Source organism: Vibrio hepatarius (genome assembly GCF_018860525.1).
GTDB classification, from domain to species: domain Bacteria; phylum Pseudomonadota; class Gammaproteobacteria; order Enterobacterales; family Vibrionaceae; genus Vibrio; species Vibrio hepatarius_B.
The window spans coordinates 33033-52989 of sequence record NZ_JAHKPM010000024.1; the positions used below are offsets into that span (position 1 = coordinate 33033).

The window sequence follows — 19957 nt, forward strand, 5'->3', positions numbered from 1 at the left end:
CGGATGATTGTTTGGAGTATTGCAAACCAAAAAGGTGGTGTTGGCAAAACAACAACGACTATCACCCTTGCGGGTTTGTTAAGCAAGCAAAGCAAGCGGGTTCTGTTGGTTGATACTGACCCTCACGCATCTCTAACAACTTATCTGGGTTATGATCCTGACGGCGTAAGTTCAAGCTTATTTGATCTCTTTCAGTTAAAGGACTTCAACGAAGAAAGTGTTTTACCCTTGGTGATGAAATCAGATGTAGAAGGTATCGATATTGTTCCTGCTCATATGTCACTCGCCACGTTGGACAGGGTTATGGGTAACCGTAGTGGTATGGGGTTAATACTTAAACGAGCGCTGATGGCTATTGAACAGCACTATGATTATGTTTTGATTGATTGTCCGCCTATACTCGGTGTAATGATGGTTAATGCATTGGCCGCCAGTAACCGTATCCTTATACCAGTGCAAACCGAATTTTTGGCAATGAAAGGTCTGGAACGAATGGTGCGAACTTTAGCCATAATGCAAAAATCACGTAATAGCCCATTTAATGTCACCATTGTCCCGACTATGTATGACAAACGGACTAATGCATCGTTGCAAACGTTGCAAAAATTAAAGAAAGATTATCCAGATCAGGTATGGACTTCTGCAGTACCAATCGATACTAAATTTAGAGATGCTAGCTTAAAGCATCTTCCGGTTTCACATTTTGCTTCTGGGAGTCGTGGCGTTTTCGCATATAAACAGCTGTTAATTTATTTAGAAAGGTTGGCAGTGAATGAGTAGCAATACTTTGATATCGAGTGAGCAAGCGTTGGAAGAATACTTTTCCGCGCTATTAGATGAGTCATTAGACGTCGATGATAAGCTAGACTCTCCTGGTAATAATCAGGACCCATTATTAGATTTAGAAGCTGATTTAGCCATGTCGGCGTTTGAGCCTGCTGTTCAGGAAGTAGAGGAAGAAACGAGTTATGCTCCGCCCGCGGTTGAGGTCGAACTACCGAATTTAGATGATGTTGAGCGACTACTGGAACAACTTGAATCTACCAATCCAGTAGCGGACCTTCAGCTTGAAGAAGTGATGGAGCAAAATACCACTCAGATATCAGAAACGAGCTCTGAAATTGAAGAGTGCCAAGATTGGCCAGTAGACAATGATATATCAGCACCTGAGGCAGATGATGTACCTGCTGACTCTCAATCTGAAGCTATAGTTGAAGAAATTGCTCAACCAGAAATTGATGACACCACGCAGGAGCAACCTGAAGTTGCTGAAGAGGTTTCGTTAGAACCAGAAACTCAGTCAGGTGGAAGTGAATCAGGTGTTTGGTCTTCCACTATACGTGATCAAGACTTTCAGGTTCTATATTTTGAAGTAAATAGTGTGACTTTTGCGGTTCCGCTTGATGAATTAGGTGGTATTCACCGTATTGCTGAACTTAATCACCTTATCGGTCGCCCTGATTGGTACCTGGGCCTGCAGACTGGTCGAGATGCACAGCTTGATGTGGTAGATACGGCAAAATGGGTGATGGCTGAGAAGCTGGACAATGATACTTATAAAGATGAATACCAATATATTGTTATGTTGGATGAAAGTATGTGGGGATTAGCTTCTACTCAGTTAAAGGGTACAGAATCAATCAACCCAGAGAAGATACGCTGGCGGAAAACCGCAGGAAAACGTCCTTGGCTTGCGGGGATGGTCAAAGAAAAAATGTGTGCTTTGATCCATGTTGAAGCATTGATAGCTATGCTTAATGCAGGACTTGATGTAAAAGCCTTGGACAAATAAAACGTTTATGCCGATTTTGGCTTAGAGAGGAATAGGTATGTCTCAAACTAATGAAGTCGAAGTGAGAAGGGATCAGTCAAATGACGAAGTACTTCAGTGGGTGACGTTCCAGCTAGAAGAAGAAACCTACGGTATCAATGTAATGCAGGTACGTGAAGTGCTGCGTTATACAGAGATTGCTCCCGTGCCAGGTGCTCCTGATTACGTTCTTGGGATCATTAACCTGCGTGGTAATGTAGTAACAGTTATAGATACCCGATCACGCTTTGGTTTGATGCAAGGTGAAATCACAGATAATACTCGGATCATCGTGATTGAGTCCGAACATCAAGTGATAGGTATTCTAGTTGATAGTGTTGCTGAAGTGGTGTATTTAAGATCTTCTGAAATTGATACGACGCCAAGTGTTGGAACAGACGAAAGTGCTAAGTTCATTCAGGGTGTTAGCAATCGTGATGGTAAGTTGTTGATTCTTGTTGACTTGAATAAGCTACTAACTGACGAAGAATGGGATGAGATGGCTCATCTATAATGGAAGCAGTTTTTTTGGCAAATGCTCCTGTAATCGCAGGAGTTATTGCATTAGTAGTTATCGTATTTTTTGCTGTGATCTTACTGCGTTTAAAGAAGAATCAAGGTGTCATGTTCGAGCATTGGCGGCAGAAAAGTCGTCATCTTGATAAAGAGTTACAAAAAGCTAACAAGCAGCTACTTGAAGTTCGTTCTGTCGTCGTTGGTTTAGGGCAGAGAGTCAGTGAGCAACAGGATCTTATTCAGCATTTGAACGAGAGAATTGCAGAACTTGAACAGGAAGATGGTGATGGACGTTTGTACTCGAGAGCTTCAAAAATGGTCCAACTTGGAGCTGATGTTAACGAACTTATTAAAGAGTGTGAATTACCTAAAGCTGAAGCCGAGTTAATGCTTTCTTTGCAAAAAAAAATTGCTGGTAAGGAAAAAGTGCCCCCTCTTGGAACTGATTCACAATCTAGCCACTCATCGGCACTGAGGAAAAGCAGAAAAAAATCTTGAACATAACTTAAAGGATGCATTGTGCATCCTTTTTTGTATCCAAGTGTAAGCAATCAATCGGTACTTATTTGAAATATGGCAGATTATTTACATAAACTTACCGTGTTTCGTGATGGTCGAAGACCTAATTCTATTTAGTGTCAGTATGGCTATGGTATTATAGTGGCACTAAATTTCACTAGCGAATATTCATGTTAGAAGCATCCCAGCTGACCGCTGTTAGAGACAACAGAATCCTATTTGAATCACTGTCGTTTACACTTAATTGTGGTGACATAGTACAAGTTGAAGGTCGAAACGGGACAGGAAAAACCACCTTACTACGGATTATCTCTGGGCTTGCTGAACGCGACAATGGTGACGTACTTTGGAATGGGGAAAGTATTGAATCTAACCGAGAAGCTTACCATCAAGACTTATTATTTTTAGGGCATCAAACAGGAATTAAGCGAGAATTGACTGCTTATGAGAACTTACGTTTCTATCTTAACCTCCATTCTAATCACTCGATAGATAAGGTTAGCCTTTATAATGCTCTGACGAAAGTTGGGTTAGCGGGGCGTGAGGATGTGCCAGTAGCAAAACTATCCGCTGGCCAGCAGCGTAGGGTAGCTCTAGCACGTTTGTGGTTAAGCCAGCATAAGCTCTGGGTTTTAGATGAACCTTTAACGGCTATTGATAAACAGGGTGTGAACGTATTGGAGTCACTTTTTCTTAGTCATATTGATAAAGGTGGCATTGTTTTACTGACCACTCATCAGGATATGTTTGCCAATCATACAAGATTAAAAAAAATCACACTAGGTAACGTACCATGCTTGCAGCAATGAATAATATCATTCGGCGAGAGCTTCTCATCGCATTTCGGCGTCAGGCAGATATTTTTAATCCTTTGTGGTTTTTTATTATAGTCATTACTTTATTTCCTCTAAGTATAGGACCTGAACCCAACTTATTGGCGCGTATTGCAGCTGGTATTGTTTGGGTAGCCGCTCTGTTGTCGGCTCTATTGTCTTTGGAAAGACTATTTAGAGATGACTTTCAAGATGGAGCATTAGAACAAATGATGTTAATGCCTTTGCCACTGCCGCTTGTTGTGATCTCCAAAGTCATTGCGCACTGGATGTTGACCGGATTACCTCTAATTTTGATAAGCCCCTTGTTGGCGATTTTACTTTCTCTTGATATGAATTCTTGGTTAGCAGTGGTAGCAACTTTGCTCATTGGAACGCCAACATTAAGCTTTATTGGTGCGATTGGTGTTGCTTTGACAGTGGGTTTACAAAAGGGAGGGGTACTCCTTAGCTTACTTGTTCTTCCATTGTATATCCCGATATTGATATTTGCGACGTCTGCGATTGATGCGGCATCTCTAGGAATGGCGTATAAAGGTCAGTTAGCTATTCTTGGGGCTATGTTCATGGGTTCAATAACGTTTACCCCATTTGCTATTAGTTCTGCTCTTCGAGTAAGTGTTAATTAATTCGTTTTTCTTGAGAGCAAGATACCCTAACACCTGTGCATTACATCGTTAAAAATTCAGTCTGACATAGACAATAAAACAACATAGAAGCAAGAGTGAGAAAAACAATGTGGAAGTGGCTCCATCCTTATGCCAAGTCGGAAACTGCCTACCAGCTATGCGGTAGGTTACTACCTTGGTTTGCGATATTGTCGTTACTGCTTTTATCACTAGGTACAGTATGGGGGTTGGCTTTTGCGCCCTCAGATTACCAGCAAGGTGACAGCTTTAGAATTATCTATATACATGTTCCTTCAGCAATTTTGTCTATGGGCATATATATGTCAATGGCTATTGCGGCTTTCATTGGTTTGGTTTGGCAAGTCAAACTATCGGATATGGCGGCCTCTGCTATGGCACCTATCGGAGCAGTATATACCTTTATAGCATTAATGACGGGGGCCATTTGGGGAAAGCCCATGTGGGGAGCATGGTGGGTGTGGGATGCTCGTTTAACTTCTGAGCTGATCCTTTTGTTTCTGTATCTAGGTGTCATAGCCCTCTACCACGCATTCGATGATCAGAGAATGGCAGCGAAAGCAGCAGGCATTTTGGCTATCGTAGGGGTGGTGAACTTACCTATCATTCATTTTTCGGTTGAGTGGTGGAATACCCTTCATCAAGGAGCAACCATTACTAAATTTGCTAAACCTTCCATTGCTAGTGAGATGTTCTGGCCATTGCTAATCAATATTTTCGGTTTCACATTTTTCTTTGGCACCTTAACTGTGGTTCGATTGCGTAACGAAATCATAAGTAAAGAGAGTCATCGTACATGGGTGATAGCCCTTGCTCAGGCGAAATTTCAGAGAGGTAAATAAACAATGCATTTTAATTCTTTGAACGATTTTTTGGCCATGGGTGGATATTCTGCTTATGTTTGGAGCGCTTTTGGTATCACGTTTTTTTTGCTTTTTATTCTGCTTGTTGCAAGTATTCGCCGTGGGAACAAATTGCTCGATGAAGTTCAGTCTAAGATCGAGAGGCAAGCTCGCATTGATGCTGCGAAAAATATGGAGAACACGTTATGAACCCAAGACGTAAGAAAAGATTGGGAATCGTACTGGTAATTTTCGTTGGTATCGCTGCCACTGTTGGACTTATGCTTTATGCACTGAACCAAAATATGGACTTATTCTACACGCCAACGGAGTTAGTTGATGGCAAGCCTGACGGGACTAAGCCAGAAGTGGGGCAACGTCTGCGTATTGGAGGTATGGTGGTCAAAGGATCGTTAAAACGTGACCCAGAATCGCTCCAAGTTGCATTCGAATTACGTGATGTAGGCCCTAAAGTAACCGTGATTTATGACGGAATACTGCCTGATTTATTTAGAGAAGGGCAAGGCATTGTGGCACAAGGCGTTTTGAAAAATCCTACCACGGTTGAAGCTTTTGAAGTACTTGCAAAGCATGATGAGGAATATATGCCTCCTGAGATTGCAGAGGCGATGAAGAAGAATCATCAGCCTCTTAATTACACGGAACAACAAAAACAAGGAAGTGATCAATGATTGCTGAGATTGGTCATTTTGCCTTAATTGTTTCACTCGCGATGGCAGTGTTATTGAGTATTCTGCCTTTGGTTGGTGCATCTCGAAATAATACTATGTTAATGAACACCGCACGACCTTTGTCTTGGGGAATGTTCTTGCTACTCGTTTTATCTTTTGGTGTGTTGCTTTGGGCTTTTTACACCAACGACTTTACACTGACCTACGTTGCGACTAATTCTAATAGTCAATTACCTTGGTATTATCGTCTTACGGCGGTTTGGGGAGCTCATGAAGGTTCCTTGCTGCTATGGGTACTAATTCAAGCGATATGGACTGTAGCAGTAGCGACGTTTAGTCGTGGTATGCCGCAAGAATCAGTGTCAAGAGTACTTGCGGTGATGGGCATGATTAGTGTTGGTTTCTTATTGTTTATTATCGTCACTTCTAACCCCTTTTTAAGAACCTTACCTTTCTTTCCTGTTGATGGGCGTGATTTAAATCCTTTATTACAGGACCCAGGACTTATCATCCACCCGCCAATGCTTTACATGGGATATGTAGGCTTTTCGGTTGCTTTCTCATTTGCCATTGCATCACTCATGACTGGCAGGCTTGATACCGCATGGGCGCGTTGGTCTCGCCCTTGGACGACAGCAGCATGGCTGTTTCTCACTTTAGGAATTGCACTTGGCTCTTGGTGGGCCTACTACGAACTTGGCTGGGGAGGCTGGTGGTTTTGGGATCCTGTAGAAAATGCGTCCTTTATGCCATGGTTAGCTGGTACGGCTTTGATGCATTCGCTCGCTGTCACAGAAAAACGTGGCACATTTAAAGCCTGGACTGTGTTACTGGCAATTTCCGCGTTTTCATTAAGCTTGTTAGGGACCTTTTTAGTTCGATCGGGCATTTTGGTCTCAGTGCATGCTTTTGCCTCAGATCCCGCCAGAGGAGTGTTTATTTTATTCTTCTTGGTTTTTATCATTGGTGGCTCGTTACTGCTGTTTGCTTTAAAGGGTTCTAAAGTTCGAGTCCGTGGTGATTTTGAACTGATTTCACGGGAAAACACATTACTTGCAAACAATGTTCTGCTTATCGCAGGGTTAGTTGTTGTTCTAGTTGGTACGCTATTACCTCTTGTCCATAAGCAAATAGGCCTAGGTTCAGTGTCTATAGGTGCGCCATTTTTCAATCTTTTATTTGCGTGGTTAATGGTGCCATTTGCCTTTTTGCTTGGTATCGGGCCATTGATCCGATGGAAGCGTGATAATCTCTCCAGCTTAGCTAAACCTATGCTGATATTAGGAATGGCCTCACTGATTTTAGCCTATGTATTGGTCTCTTTACTCGCTGACTTCTTCCAGGCCATGGCATACCTTGGCTGGGTAATGGCGCTATGGATTATCTTTATGCATGGCTTTGAGATCCATCAGAGAGCGACACATAGGCATAATTTTGCTGTTGGAGTTACCAAGCTGCAACGCAGTCACTGGGCTATGGTACTTGGTCATATTGGTCTTGCCGTTGGTATTATCGGTATCGCAATGGTGCAAAATTACAGCATCGAACGTGATGTACGCTTGGCTCCAGGGCAAAGCTATAGCATTCAAGGTTATGATTTTTACTTTGAAGGTGTGCAAGATAAAATTGGCCCAAACTACGATGGCTATGTTGCGGATTTTAAAATCAGTCACCAAGGTGAGTATCTAAATACTTTGCATGCTGAAAAGCGTTTTTATCGCACCGCCCGATCTATGATGACTGAGGCGGCAATAGACAGAGGCATCACCCGCGATCTCTATATTGCATTGGGTGAGAGGCTTGAAGATGACAAGTCTTGGGCTGTTCGTATTTACTATAAACCTTTTGTGCGATGGATTTGGGCAGGGGCCTTGCTCATGGCTCTTGCTGGTGTGGTATCGATAAGCGATAAGCGTTATCGTTTTAGGAAAAGTACAAAAATGCAGGAAGCGTAATGCAGAAAAAATTACTATTTATTCCGCTGGTGGCTTTTTTGGGCTTGGTCGCTGTATTTGCTACTCAGCTGTTCAAAAACTCACATGGTGATGACCCGACTAAACTTGAATCAGTATTGATTGGTCAAACTGTTCCTCACTTCAAGCTTGAAGATCTTGCTGAGCCCGGAAAACTCTACGATCAGTCGATTTTTAAAGGTGAACCATTACTTCTCAACGTCTGGGCAACTTGGTGTTCCACCTGTTATGTCGAACATCAGTATTTGAACAAACTGGCATCGAAGGGCGTTAAGATAATCGGCATGAATTATAAAGATGATCGTGCTAAAGCGGTCAAGTGGTTAGATCAACTTGGTAACCCTTACTTAATTAGTTTATTTGATGGCAGTGGCATGTTAGGCCTAGATTTAGGCGTCTATGGAGCGCCTGAGACGTTTTTGATTGATGCACAAGGTGTAATTCGTTATCGCCATGCAAGTAATGTCAGCGATCGCAGCTGGAATGACGACATTAAACCTATTTATGACCAGTTACTGGCGGAGGCTAAGCAGTGAAAAACACCCTATTTTTTATGTTTTGTACTGTGGTTTTATCTTTCTCTGTCAATGCAACGATCCAGATCTATGAATTTGAGGATTTAGAGAAAGAGCAGCAGTTTAAAGAGTTGAGCAACACGCTTCGCTGTCCTAAATGTCAAAATAATACCATTGCAGACTCAAATTCTGCACTGGCCGTTGATATACGGCAAAAAGTGTACGATATGACCAAGCAGGGTGAGTCCAAACAGGATATTGTCGACTATATGGTAGCTCGTTATGGTAATTTTGTTACCTACAATCCCCCGTTGACATTTGCTACCGCTATTTTATGGTTGGGGCCAATATTTGTTGTGATGGTCGGTTTTGGTTTTATTGTTGTACGTACTCGCTCAAAGCAGAGTCGAATAAGTAGCAGTGTGACTTGGGATCAAGATAAAGAAGATCGTTTAAATGCCCTCCTAGAAGAAAAGAATGATGGAGAGAAGCAATAATGACGCTATTTTGGATTGTTTCAGCCATTCTAATTCTACTGAGCATCGTTCTTATCGGTATACCCATTATTCGAAAGAAAGCCAACAATGACGACTTACTACGTGATGAACTCAACAAAGCCTTGTACAAAGATAGATTGTCTGAACTTGCAGAAGAAACACAAGGAGGCCTAGTAGTAAACCAGCAGGAACTTGTGGATGATCTTAAACAGTCTTTGCTTGATGATGTTCCTCATCAGCAGAGTGTTAATCCGCAAGGCTCATCTTCTCCCTTCGTAATTTTGTTACCGTCTGTGTTGTTTGTTGTTGTGCTGTCTTATGCGCTGTATTTCAAATTTGGAGCTTGGGGTCAAGTTGAACAGTGGCAACAAGTTAGTGCTAATTTACCTGCACTATCTAAAAAATTGATAGCGCCGCAAGGGGTGGCCTTGAGCGGTGATGAAATGCGCGATCTTACCTTAGCTATGCGTACTCGTTTGCATTATCATCCGGACGACTCTACAGGTTGGTTACTATTGGGTCGGATTGCGTTAGCTGATCGAAACGTGACGACTGCGATTGGTGCGATGAAAAAAGCATACACGCTGAAACCGGATGATGATGACATCAAGCTAGGTTATGCTCAGGCCTTGATGCTATCGCAAGATGAGCTTGACCAAACCACCGCACGCCGTATTCTTGGCGATTTGGTGCAAAATGATTATGTCGATTTACGTGTTTTCTCATTATTGGCATTCGACGCTTTTGAGAGAGAAGATTATACTGGCGCCATACGTTATTGGCGAGTGATGCAACGTATGATTGGCCCTGATGACAGCCGTTATGGCATGTTGTCACGAAGCATCGATAATGCTCAAGAGCAACTGGGTAATTCAAATGCCAGCGGTGAATCGGTCTCTGTGTCTATTTCTTTGAGTAATGAAGTTAACGTTGACCAAAAATCAGCATTAATCGTCTCAGTTCATACCGCAGATGGATCACCGATGCCCGTTGCTGCGGCGCGATACCCTATAGGATCATTCCCTAGAACGGTTGTTCTTGATGATACTAATAGTATGTTGCAAAATCGTAAGCTATCCTCATTGGAGACGCTAATGGTGCGTGTACGTCTAGATAAAGATGGTAATGTTGCCACTAAGCAAGGGGATTGGTTTGGCGAGAGTGAAGCCGTTAAAATGGGTCAATCTGTTTCGGTTACTATTGATAAAATATATCAATAGACGTAGTTTTAACAAAAATTGTAGAGGCCGGTACTACTGAGTACCGGCCTTTGTGTGGAAGTGGTAATAATGAAGAGCTTTAAGTCTCAGTTATGGGCTGTTGTTTGTGGAACAACGCTGTTAATGGGGTGCGCTAGTGCTCCTCAAGACTCAGCATCGGTCGAATCTGATGTTAATGATCCTTTGGAGGGTTTTAACCGCACAATGTGGGATGTTAACTACGATTACTTGGACCCTTACTTTGTTCGCCCTGTGTCATTGGCTTATGTTAATTATGTGCCTGATCCTGTACGTCATGGGATCTCAAACTTTTTGGGTAACCTTGATGAGCCGGCAAGTATTATTAATAACTTAATTATGGGCAATGGGCATAAGGCGATTGATCACTTTAACCGTTTTTGGATCAACAGTACGTTCGGTTTGCTGGGCTTAATTGATGTCGCCTCAGCTGCGGGGATTACTCACCATAATAATAAATCATTTGGTGATGCGGTAGGGCATTACGGTGTTGGTAATGGGCCTTATGTTATGGTGCCAGGTTATGGGCCTTGGACGGTTAGGGAATCGGCTGATTTAGTCGATACGACTTATGTCCCGCTTTCATTGCTTAATATCTGGGCTGGTCTTGGTAAGTGGGCTTTGGAAGGAATGGAAACTCGCGCATCCTTGGTGTCTCAAGAAGCGCTGTTGGATAATTCCCCTGATCCATATGTGCTCACTCGAGATGCTTATCTTCAAAGTCAGGATTTCAGTGCTGAAGTGGAATCACCAGATGAGTATGATGAAGACGAAGAAGCCTACCTCGATGACTATCTTGATGAGGATTTCTAGAGAAAAGCTTGGTCAATGACCAAGCTTTTTTATTGCCTAATTCAAACTTTAAAGCTAAATGATGATGGTTTAGAATCGGTAGCTGGCCTGAATGCCAATTAACCAAATATTACCCTTGGTTTCTCCAACAAATTGCCCACCCACATCCTGCGCCGTATCGTCAGAAGCGTAGCCACGTGACTCTGTGATGGGGGCATCTTTAGCCAGAATATAGGTTAATCCGCCATCTAGGGTAAACTGTTTCGAAAACGCATAGCTTGCGCCAAAACTTAACCAAGTGCGATCGGTTTCGGGAATGGTAATAGTGCGGTTTTTATCACTCACCGCTGAGGTGTCGTAAGCTATACCAGTGCGAAGCGTTAATTTCGGCTCTAGCTGGTAAGTGGCGCCGAATGCAACACGATAGTTATCTTGCCAATTTTCAACTTTGACCATTTGACTGCCAAAGGTGTCTAATTGAGCTTCAAGCTTTTCAAAACTGCTCCAATCTGTCCAGTTTATGCTGGAATGAATGGCTAATTTTTCAGTTAATTGGTGGAAACTAGCGAGTTCTGCTGTCGCAGGAAGCGCAAGATCCATAGTGCCGTTATCACGGTTGCCATTACTCAGACTCGAATCAAACCCAAATCCTGTGGCATAGCCTTCAAGTTTCAGTTGAACTTCGGATTTGTAGCTAAAGCCAATACGGTGATCTTGGTTGATTTGCCACGCCGTTCCTACTTGCCAGCCCCAAGCTGTATCGTCACCTTCCATATACTTAAGGACTGTACCTTTAGGTGCTGAGATAGATTGACCAATTATATTATTTTCAGGGGTCTTAGCGCCAAAGCTGCCTTCACCCATGACATAACGAAGACCGCCACCCACACTCCATTGTTGATTGAGCTGATAGGCGGCATTTAAGTTAGCTTCCATAGTGGTAACGCTGGCTTGATTACCAAAATGTGCAGCCGCGAAGTCATTACCTAGGTTGGTTTCCATACCATAGTTGGTCCCGAGCGCAAATCCAACCGCGACTTGGTCAGAATATTTATGCGAGAGGTAAACGTTTGGAATAATGGCATCATCAGCAAAGTCAGACGAAGCGGCATTTGAGGTAGGCAGAGTAGGGTTCTTCGATGTTGACCCATCAACCGTGCCGTTGACATCCACATTTGGATTAACATAAATAGCGCCGAGTGAGACTTGAGTGCCAGGCAGATAAGTGAGCATCGCAGGGTTACGCCACTGGGCGCTAGCATTATCTGCAATGGCGGCTTCACCTGCATATGCTCGGCCTAGACCTGTTGCAGAATATTCCGCCAACTGAAAGCCTGCTGCATTGGCGGTATGAGCGGCTGACAGTAGACTCGCGGCCACTGCGATAGAGAGAAAAGTAATTTTTGGTTTCATTATATACCACTGACGTTGTAAAAAGTGTCTGGCGATAATAAGGTTAGAGTTATTACTTTAAAAATAAAAAGCAGGATAATAGTCACATTCGAGATAAAATATGGCGACTGTCAGGGTTTGTTTTATAACTCTCTGATTATTAACTCTATATAGCACTTACTCAGCGAACAGGCGTAGTATGAAAACGCTATTTTTCAGTACAGGTGTAGGCTGAAAATAATAAGCTGATGTTTTGAGTTTGCTCGGGGAAACGAAAAGGACCATCTTGCATGGCCCTTTGTGTTGTTAGAGTACTTAGATTAGAAGCTATAGTTGTACTGAAGTCCGTAAAGCATTGCATCTGCACGAGTGGTAGCAGTTAAGACTGGGGTTGTACCAACATATTCTGTCACTTTAACGTCTTCGCCCATTAGGTAGGTAAAGCCAAAGTCGATAGAGTGGTGTTTATCAAATGCGTACCCTGCACCAAATGAAAACCAGTTGCGATCTGAATCTGGAACCGAAATCGATGTCAGGTTGTCTTGAGCGGCCGTATCATGCATATAACCAGCGCGCAGCGTCCAGTTATTATCGAGGTAGTAAGTCCCGCCCAAAGAAATATGGTAGCCGTCTTGCCAATTATAATCTTTGATGTTGTAGCCGCCGCTGGTTTTAAGGCTATCAAAGGTGTCCCAACCGATCCACTGTAAACTATAGTGGACTGCAAATTTAGTGTCTTTTATACGATGGTAGCCAGAGAATTCAAGCATACTGGGTAGAGGAAGTAAGACATCCTGACCGGCAACAGCATTGGTATTTAGAGCACCAGCGCCGATTAGCCCTGCATTTACAAAGACGTCGCCAGAGGCTTCTACTTCAGGGCTGTAATGATAGGCAAGGCCGAAGCGGTTGTTCTCATCAAGCTCAAACACAGTACCTAGATTAAATCCGATCCCAATTCCGTCGGCATCAATATTAACAGCATTGACATTACTAAAGGCGTCACGTCTTAATTTACCGCTACCTTGTACAATATCAACACCACCACCAATGCTCCACTGGTCATCGATTCGATAAGCCGCATTGATTGTATAATTGATGGTTTCTATCTCGGTTGTACCGCCGAAACTGCTTGCATCAGGTATTGGGGAACTACCCGAACCAGCACCAAAATCTCCAGGGAAATTATTTTTGGTACCAAAGTTTGAGTATATCCCTGCACCAATCGCAAACTGATCATTTAGTTTGTGAATGTAGTAAATATTTGGAACAGGGGTATTGCTTGAGTTGGTCACATCATTGATTGTGCCACCGTTATATGAAATATCCTTTACGTCGATATCGGTATCGATTATATTGACGCCGCCAGAGAACTGGTCAGTGTCAAAAAGTATCATAGCGGCGGCATTACGAGCCATAACCGAAGCATTATCAGCAATAACGGCGTCACCAGCAAAGGCGCGGCCAAGGCCAGTGGCAGACTGAGAATTAAGCTGGAAACCTGCAGCGAGAGCTTGCTGCGAAGCCAGAGTGGTACTGGCAATGGTCACGGCTAGAAGTGACTTCTTAAACAGACGTGTCTTATTCATCATACTTTTCCTTTTTCTTCGCCTCTCGCGGACGTCTTATTTGAGTGAAAACTCAATGATTGGTAAATCTAAGCAGCCAGTATAAAAGATAGAAATCGGACCATTACGCACTAAGTAGGTAAAATTACAGAAATAAAAGCCATTTGGCAGGAATTGACAGTAAAAATGAATTAAATAGAGTTATAACTCTATTTTTTGGCTAAAAAAATGGCCCAAGCAGATTGCTCAGGCCATGAGGTAGCTCACAAAATGTTAAAATTTGGTTAACTCATAGGTTTGATAATGTTTGCTATGTTTGCAGCGATGTTGGCAATATTTTCGCCTTCCTCACCGACGAGAATTAAGCTGGTGTTACCAAGGGGTTCAACCACACCGGTCATACCCTGCTGCTCAAAATCCACAGTTTGCTTGGAAGGCATACTGGTTAAGAACAAGGTGATTTTACCTTTTTCACCTTGAAATACCATGTGTAGTGCGTTTGTATCGCCAAAGCCACAATGGTTGAGATAGTAAACATGGTAAGGAAAGTTAGCGCCAAGCTGGTGATCGAATGGCATCATTTTGGCATTGATTTGTGATGAGGGGACATTTTCATCAAGGCGTGCAACGAAAGGTTTTTCATCAACAACATGTTTAATCGCAATATCTGTAATACTGGCGTGTGCCACCGGCACAACAATATTGCCCCAGTTGACTTGCCCAACCAGAATACCTACCACAAACGCAATCGATGCAGCAGTGGCCATTGCACGTTTTGCAAAAGTGGGTCTGATGATATTTGATTCAGAGTGAGATGTTTGACTAAACAAAATGCGATCAACGAGATCTTCAGGAACATCAACCGCCATCGCTTTAGCAATATGCGCGTCGAGATCCAGTACATCATCGGCAAATTTGCTGTTGGCACTGTCGGCTTTTATTGCTTCAACAATATCCCTATCCCGTTCTTTGGGATCGGACATAATACGACGACGGAATTCTAACTCATCCATTTTGTTGCCCTCGGTGACTATTTTCTGTATCTAGCATGTCTTTCAACTGGTTCCTTGCTCTAAACAGACGTGTCATCACTGTGTTCTTGTTGAGGCCGAGAATCTCACCGATCTCTTCGCCACTGAACCCTCCGACGACCTGCAAAAAAAGCGGTTCACGGTACTCATCTTCCAGTTTCATGATTTGCGCTTGTATCCATTGCGATTGATGGTGCGGCGCATCACTAACTTTGGCGTCATTGGCGTGATCATCAATATCAACCAGATCAAATTGCTTCCTTTCAAAGCGGCGAGCATTTTCACGTCTTAATATGGTTATAAGCCACGACTTTGCCGCTTTTTCATCTTGCAAGCTCTCAAGAGACTTCCATGCCCGTAGGCAAGTTTCTTGGACAAGATCCTCTGCTATAGATTGGTCTTTGCACAGCCAATAGGCATAGCGGTATAAATCCCTGTGATACGCTCTAACAAGTGCTTCATACTTTCTTTGTCTGTCTATATCCGAGTTGACCGGAGGACTCGACTTTTTCTTTCCAAAAATATTGATAACGGACACATGAGCCTCCAATTTTGCTCTGTGGTTTGGTCATACACCTAAATCTAGGCACTAGAAGAGTATGATTTACTGAGTCTTTAATCAAACATTCTCTGGACTTATCAGACCAGAATATTCGTACGCCAAATATTATGGCTAAAAAATCGACACAAAATGGATTTATTTTAATATTCAGTGTTACTCACAGATTATAGTCGGGTCTGCCATCTAGTGAGCCTTTGGACTGATGTGCTGAGCAAGGTAGTATTTCCTTTTGCCGTCGGGCTTTGTTTTTTAACAGGTCACGGGCTATTTTCTATTGATTAAGTGGAATAGCTTTTTTCACCATGCGGCGCAATGCGGTTTTTTCCTGATAACCCACGGTTAAAGGCGTCGCTTTTCCATCCCAAATCACGTTTAATTAAACGAGCGTTTGATTCACATAACATTCTGGTTACAATATTTCTGGTCTGACCTCTATTTTGTAAAGGAGAAATAATGGGCAAGCAGGAAGTGAAAACTCGCTCAGGGGAGCGAATTGCGGTTGTTGCAGGTTTGCGAACACCGTTTGCACGTCAAAGCACGGAATTTAGCCAGGTGCCAGCTATTGATCTAGGAAAAATGGTGGTAAGTGAGATGATGGCGCGCACTGAAATCGACCCTAAATTGGTTGATCAAGTCGTGTTTGGTCAGGTAGTGCAGATGCCTGAAGCGCCCAATATTGCGCGAGAAATCGTATTGGGTACAGGAATGAATATTCATACTGATGCTTACAGTGTAACCCGAGCGTGCGCAACCAGTTTTCAATCTGCAGTCAATGTGGCGGAAAGTATTATGGCAGGTACGATTGACATTGGCATCGCAGGTGGCGCTGATTCTTCTTCAGTATTGCCTATCGGAGTTTCAAAAAAATTGGCCGCTAACCTTCTTGCTTTAAGTAAAACCAAGACCATGGGTCAGAAGCTTAAATTGCTCAAAAACCTTTCATTCAAAGATCTCATGCCCGTTCCTCCTGCTGTGGCAGAGTATTCAACCGGTCTTTCCATGGGGCAAACTGCAGAGCAGATGGCCAAGTCCCACGCGATTACACGTCAAGAACAGGATGCGCTTGCTCATCGATCTCATTCCTTGGCATCACAGGCATGGAAAGAAGGAAAAATTGAAGGGGAAGTCATGACCGCTTTCCCGGAACCTTATAGACAGTGGATATCTCAAGACAATAATGTTCGTCATGATTCTACACCGGAAGGTTACGCCAAATTACGCCCAGCATTTGATCGCCAATATGGCAGTGTGACGGCGGCGAATAGTACCCCATTAACGGATGGCGCAGCAGCAATAATGCTGATGCGTGAAGGTAAAGCCAAAGAGTTAGGTCTTGACGTAATGGGCTATATTCGGTCGTACGCATTTTCAGCAATTGGGGTTGAAATGGATATGTTGATGGGGCCGTCCTATTCGACTCCTTTAGCGCTGAGTAGAGCAGGTATTGAGTTATCTGATTTAACTTTGATTGATATGCATGAAGCTTTTGCTGCTCAGACATTATCGAATGTGAAAATGTTTGCCTCTGATACTTTTGCCCAGCAAAAGCTAGGCCGTGCGAAAGCAATTGGTGAAATCGATATGGATAAATTTAATGTACTCGGAGGCTCAATTGCCTACGGTCACCCATTTGCTGCCACGGGCGCTCGTATGATTACCCAAACATTGAGAGAGCTTAAGCGTCGTGGTGGTGGTTTGGCGTTGAATACAGCCTGCGCAGCAGGTGGTTTAGGTGCAGCTATGGTTCTGGAGGTCGAGTAATGAGTGAGCAAAAAGCATTTGAGTTAAAAATTGATGAACAAAACATTGCTTGGCTGTCGATAGATGTTCCAGGTGAGAGGATGAACACTTTGCAGGCTGCTTTTGCCAATGAAATGGAAGCAATTTTCACTCAGTTACAAGAGAATATTGCGTCTATCAAGGGAGTCATTGTCCACTCGCTTAAGCCTGATAACTTTATTGCAGGTGCTGATGTGCGGATGCTTGATGCTTGTAGCAGTGCAGAGCAAGCGACAGCCTTAGCTGAACAAGGGCAGAAGATGTTTCAGCAATTGTCTGACCTTCCATTTCCTGTGGTTGCAGCGATCCATGGACCATGTTTGGGTGGTGGTTTAGAGTTAGCTTTAGCATGTGATTACCGCGTGTGCTCAGCGTCAGACAAAACCCGTTTAGGCTTGCCTGAAGTGCAATTGGGTCTATTACCCGGTTCCGGTGGTACGCAGCGTTTACCGCGCTTAATTGGTTTGTTGCCTTCTCTCGATATGATTCTTACTGGCAAGCAGTTAAGAGCGGTTAAAGCGAAAAAGTTAGGTGTTGTTGATGCTGTGGTACCAGAAAGCATTTTATTGCAAGTGGCCAAAAGCTTTGTTGATAAGCATACCGGAAAGTCACAGGCTAAGCGCAAGGTATCGACCAAGGAAAAACTCATCTCTAATACCAGCTTGGGACGAAAAGTCATTTTTGAACAAGCGACTAAGAAAACTTATGAAAAAACGCGCGGTAATTATCCTGCGGCAGAAGCCATTTTAGACGTTATGCGCTGTGGCCTAGAAAAAGGTTTTGAAAAAGGTCAGGAAAAAGAAGCAGAGCGATTTGGTGAATTAGTCGTCACCCCAGAGTCTAAGGCACTGCGTTCGATTTTTTTTGCAACGACCGAAATGAAAAAAGAGAACGGGACGGATGCTAAGCCAAGTGAAATAAGCACAGCAGCGGTTCTGGGCGGCGGATTAATGGGCGCTGGAATTAGCCATGTTACCATCTCTAAAGCCAAGATTCCGGTGAGAATTAAAGATGTGTCTAATGACGGTGTTCTTAATGCGTTAAAGTACAACTACAAGCTGTTTGATAAGCAACGCAAGCGCCGAATTTTATCTCGGGCGCAGCTACAGTCGAAGATGCTGAACTTATCTGGTGGTATCGATTTTACCCGCTTTAATCATACTGACATTGTTGTGGAAGCTGTATTTGAAAATTTGGAATTAAAACAGCAAATGGTGGCGGATATCGAAGCGAATGCTAATCAAAGCACAATATTTGCGACTAATACATCGTCACTGCCTATTCACAAGATTGCTGAAAATGCGCAGCGACCAGAAAAAATTGTAGGTTTGCATTACTTCAGTCCAGTAGAAAAAATGCCATTGGTGGAAATAATACCTCACCATACGACATCTGATGAGACGGTCTCTACCGTGGTTGAGTTTGCCCGTAAACAAGGGAAAACACCGATTGTCGTTAAAGATTGCGCCGGTTTTTATGTCAATCGGATCCTCGCCCCTTACATGAATGAAGCGGCTCAGGTTTTAATGTCTGGTGAGCCTATTGAGCACTTGGACAAGGCATTATTAAACTTTGGGTTCCCTGTTGGGCCAATTACTTTGCTTGATGAAGTTGGTATAGATATTGGCGCTAAAATCATGCCTATCCTGGTTGGGGAGCTTGGAGAGCGATTTAAAGGACCGGATGTGTTCGATACTTTGCTGGATGATAATCGTAAAGGAAGAAAAAGTGGCAAAGGTTTTTATACTTACAAAGGTAAGAAGAAAGAAGTGGATAAATCCGTCTATAAACTTTTAAGTCTTACTCCTGAAATTACGTTGGCAGAAAAGGATCTGGCTCTACGTTGTGTGTTACCAATGTTAAATGAAGCGGTCCGTTGTCTTGAAGAAGGCATTATCCGCAGTCCACGCGATGGTGATATTGGCGCTATATTTGGCATCGGCTTTCCGCCATTCCTCGGCGGTCCTTTTAAATACATGGACCAGCTGGGCTTAGAGACCGTTATTGAACTGATGAATCAACATGCTCAGAAATATGGTGCTCGCTTTGCGCCTTGTGATGGATTATTAACTCGAGCTGGTTTGAACAAACCATTTTATGAATAATTATTTATGAGTGTGAAAGGCGAGCGTTAGAGTTCGCCTTTTTTGTAACCTGAGGTTATGATCGGTCCAAATCAAATACTCATTAGGAATTTCAAATGGATGCTTTAGACTTGTTGCTCAATCGACGTTCTATTGCCAAATTATCTCAACCTGCGCCAGAAGGGCAGGTGCTTGAAAATATCATTCGAGCTGGGCTTCGTGCTCCAGACCATGCTGGACTTACCCCTTGGCGGTTTGTTATTTCTCAGGGAGAAGGTCTAAGTAAATTGGCCGATATCTTGGTTTCTGCTGCACAAGCAGAAAGAAGTGAAGAAAGTGTGGTGGAGAAGCTGAGAAACGCGCCATTTCGCGCACCTATGGTCATAACTGTCATTGCTAAGGTGACTCCCCATGAAAAAGTACCCGCTCTTGAGCAGTATTTATCAGCAGGATGTGCGGTCCAAGCAATGCAGATGGCTGCGGTTGCACAGGGCTTTCAAGGGTTTTGGCGTTCGGGCAAATGGATGTTTCATCAAAACGTTCACAGCGCTTTTGGTTTAGAAGGTGATGATGAAATTATTGGCTTTCTCTATCTAGGCACACCTGGATGTACTCCAATGAAGGTGCCAGAACGAGATTTGAGTAAGTTCGTCGAGTATATGTGATA

At 43.2% G+C, this 19957-nt stretch carries 21 protein-coding genes; 17 read left to right on the forward strand and 4 right to left on the reverse strand.

Annotated elements, in window-relative coordinates; all coding sequences use genetic code 11:
- Positions 1-3 precede the first annotated feature (3 nt).
- The 14 genes from KO511_RS07020 (at position 4) to KO511_RS07085 (ending at position 10895) form a co-directional block, all read left to right on the forward strand.
- A complete protein-coding gene (locus KO511_RS07020) occupies positions 4-780 on the forward strand; it encodes a ParA family protein (RefSeq protein WP_215986749.1) in 777 nt (258 codons plus the stop codon).
- Positions 773-1792, forward strand: a complete 1020-nt coding sequence (locus tag KO511_RS07025; RefSeq protein WP_215986750.1) for a chemotaxis protein CheW — start codon at positions 773-775, stop codon at positions 1790-1792. The genes KO511_RS07020 and KO511_RS07025 overlap by 8 nt, the downstream gene beginning before the upstream one ends.
- A 37-nt stretch (positions 1793-1829) precedes the next feature.
- Complete coding sequence (locus KO511_RS07030) at positions 1830-2324, forward strand: chemotaxis protein CheW (protein WP_215986751.1); 495 nt, start codon at positions 1830-1832, stop codon at positions 2322-2324.
- Positions 2324-2824, forward strand: a complete 501-nt coding sequence (locus tag KO511_RS07035; RefSeq protein ID WP_215986752.1) for a DUF2802 domain-containing protein — start codon at positions 2324-2326, stop codon at positions 2822-2824. Before KO511_RS07030 ends, KO511_RS07035 begins: the two co-directional genes overlap by 1 nt.
- A gap of 191 nt (positions 2825-3015) precedes the next feature.
- Positions 3016-3654 carry a cytochrome c biogenesis heme-transporting ATPase CcmA gene (gene ccmA, locus KO511_RS07040; protein WP_215986753.1) on the forward strand — a complete coding sequence of 213 codons (639 nt, stop codon included), beginning with the start codon at positions 3016-3018 and terminating at the stop codon, positions 3652-3654.
- On the forward strand, positions 3639-4307 hold the full coding sequence (ccmB, locus tag KO511_RS07045) for a heme exporter protein CcmB (protein WP_215986754.1): 669 nt from the start codon (positions 3639-3641) through the stop codon (positions 4305-4307). The genes ccmA and ccmB overlap by 16 nt, the downstream gene beginning before the upstream one ends.
- A 107-nt stretch (positions 4308-4414) precedes the next feature.
- Entirely contained in the window at positions 4415-5167 is a 753-nt protein-coding gene (locus KO511_RS07050) for a heme ABC transporter permease (protein WP_215986755.1), read from the forward strand.
- 3 nt (positions 5168-5170) lie between these two features.
- On the forward strand, positions 5171-5377 hold the full coding sequence (gene ccmD, locus KO511_RS07055) for a heme exporter protein CcmD (protein WP_215986756.1): 207 nt from the start codon (positions 5171-5173) through the stop codon (positions 5375-5377).
- A complete protein-coding gene (gene ccmE, locus KO511_RS07060; RefSeq protein WP_215986757.1) occupies positions 5374-5859 on the forward strand; it encodes a cytochrome c maturation protein CcmE in 486 nt (161 codons plus the stop codon). The genes ccmD and ccmE overlap by 4 nt, the downstream gene beginning before the upstream one ends.
- Positions 5856-7814 carry a heme lyase CcmF/NrfE family subunit gene (locus KO511_RS07065; protein WP_215986758.1) on the forward strand — a complete coding sequence of 653 codons (1959 nt, stop codon included), beginning with the start codon at positions 5856-5858 and terminating at the stop codon, positions 7812-7814. The genes ccmE and KO511_RS07065 overlap by 4 nt, the downstream gene beginning before the upstream one ends.
- A complete protein-coding gene (locus KO511_RS07070; RefSeq protein WP_215986759.1) occupies positions 7814-8368 on the forward strand; it encodes a DsbE family thiol:disulfide interchange protein in 555 nt (184 codons plus the stop codon). The genes KO511_RS07065 and KO511_RS07070 overlap by 1 nt, the downstream gene beginning before the upstream one ends.
- 17 nt (positions 8369-8385) lie before the next feature.
- Positions 8386-8844 carry a cytochrome c-type biogenesis protein gene (locus tag KO511_RS07075; RefSeq protein WP_215986779.1) on the forward strand — a complete coding sequence of 153 codons (459 nt, stop codon included), beginning with the start codon at positions 8386-8388 and terminating at the stop codon, positions 8842-8844.
- Complete coding sequence (gene ccmI / locus KO511_RS07080) at positions 8844-10064, forward strand: c-type cytochrome biogenesis protein CcmI (RefSeq protein WP_215986760.1); 1221 nt, start codon at positions 8844-8846, stop codon at positions 10062-10064. Before KO511_RS07075 ends, ccmI begins: the two co-directional genes overlap by 1 nt.
- Positions 10065-10133: 69 nt before the next feature.
- Positions 10134-10895, forward strand: a complete 762-nt coding sequence (locus KO511_RS07085; protein WP_215986761.1) for an MlaA family lipoprotein — start codon at positions 10134-10136, stop codon at positions 10893-10895.
- A 69-nt stretch (positions 10896-10964) separates the two neighbouring features.
- On the opposite strand, the gene KO511_RS07090 is transcribed toward KO511_RS07085, so the two are convergent.
- The 4 genes from KO511_RS07090 to KO511_RS07105 form a co-directional block, all read right to left on the reverse strand.
- A complete protein-coding gene (locus tag KO511_RS07090) occupies positions 10965-12287 on the reverse strand; it encodes an outer membrane protein transport protein (protein WP_215986762.1) in 1323 nt (440 codons plus the stop codon).
- A gap of 299 nt (positions 12288-12586) precedes the next feature.
- A complete protein-coding gene (locus tag KO511_RS07095; RefSeq protein ID WP_215986780.1) occupies positions 12587-13855 on the reverse strand; it encodes an outer membrane protein transport protein in 1269 nt (422 codons plus the stop codon).
- A gap of 263 nt (positions 13856-14118) precedes the next feature.
- On the reverse strand, positions 14119-14847 hold the full coding sequence (locus KO511_RS07100; RefSeq protein ID WP_215986763.1) for a DUF3379 domain-containing protein: 729 nt from the start codon (positions 14845-14847) through the stop codon (positions 14119-14121).
- Positions 14840-15415, reverse strand: a complete 576-nt coding sequence (locus tag KO511_RS07105; protein WP_215986764.1) for a sigma-70 family RNA polymerase sigma factor — start codon at positions 15413-15415, stop codon at positions 14840-14842. The genes KO511_RS07100 and KO511_RS07105 overlap by 8 nt, the downstream gene beginning before the upstream one ends.
- Positions 15416-15880: 465 nt before the next feature.
- Here KO511_RS07105 and fadI point away from each other — a divergent pair, with 465 nt between their 5' ends.
- The 3 genes from fadI to KO511_RS07120 all read left to right on the forward strand — a co-directional run bounded on the left by fadI (position 15881) and on the right by KO511_RS07120 (position 19955).
- Complete coding sequence (gene fadI / locus KO511_RS07110; protein WP_215986765.1) at positions 15881-17188, forward strand: acetyl-CoA C-acyltransferase FadI; 1308 nt, start codon at positions 15881-15883, stop codon at positions 17186-17188.
- The gene (gene fadJ, locus KO511_RS07115; RefSeq protein ID WP_215986766.1) at positions 17188-19311 is read left to right on the forward strand and encodes a fatty acid oxidation complex subunit alpha FadJ; all 2124 of its coding nucleotides are present in this window, start codon (positions 17188-17190) and stop codon (positions 19309-19311) included. Before fadI ends, fadJ begins: the two co-directional genes overlap by 1 nt.
- Positions 19312-19406: 95 nt before the next feature.
- Complete coding sequence (locus KO511_RS07120; RefSeq protein ID WP_215986767.1) at positions 19407-19955, forward strand: NAD(P)H nitroreductase; 549 nt, start codon at positions 19407-19409, stop codon at positions 19953-19955.
- Positions 19956-19957: the final 2 nt, after the last annotated feature.